The sequence below is a fragment of the Glycomyces halotolerans genome (assembly GCF_054779575.1).
In genome coordinates, this window is sequence record NZ_BAAGXZ010000074.1 from 1 (window position 1) to 561 (window position 561).

The window sequence follows — 561 nt, forward strand, 5'->3', positions numbered from 1 at the left end:
GGCCATGAAGGTTTTGAGCGACCTGAGTGATTTAAAACGCTTTAAGCTCAGTGGCAAGTATGGATAGTCTTTGACTGCCTGGATGCCCTGCTGCAGCTCTAGCGTTTTCATTTGGCTTTTAAGCGAAGCATACGCCTTGCGCTTGATTGCCAACACATCGTCATTATCGGTCTTGAGCCGCTTATTCAAGCGGGTTGCGATCAGGCTTTTATTCACAGACGCATCATCATATTCAACAATTAAATCCTGTGTCTCGCCCTGATTAAAACGGGTCAGGATTTCTGGCTCAATGTCTGCTGCATGAGAAAAGGTAGAAAAAGTGATGAGGAAATACAGCAGTAAAAAAGGCATCTTGCGCTATCAATAATGAATTGTCAGTAGCTTACAGATGCTAATTTTTATTTATGAAGGCTTGATGAAGGCAGAACCATGCCCAGCATGGATGGGGGTAATGAGGGACCATGGCAAGTCCCCGCTGTACTCTCAAGCAGCTAAGCCAAAAAAATGGCCAAACAGCCTATCATCAATCCCAATATTAACCGGCCACCGTTTTCAAGTATC

The 561-nt window shown here is 44.6% G+C and carries 1 protein-coding gene; it reads right to left on the reverse strand.

The features are described 5' to 3' along the window. On the reverse strand, window positions 1-351 hold a 351-nt coding region (locus tag ACYVL2_RS20095), incomplete at its 3' end, for a hypothetical protein (RefSeq protein WP_460546576.1). Window positions 352-561 lie beyond the last annotated feature (210 nt).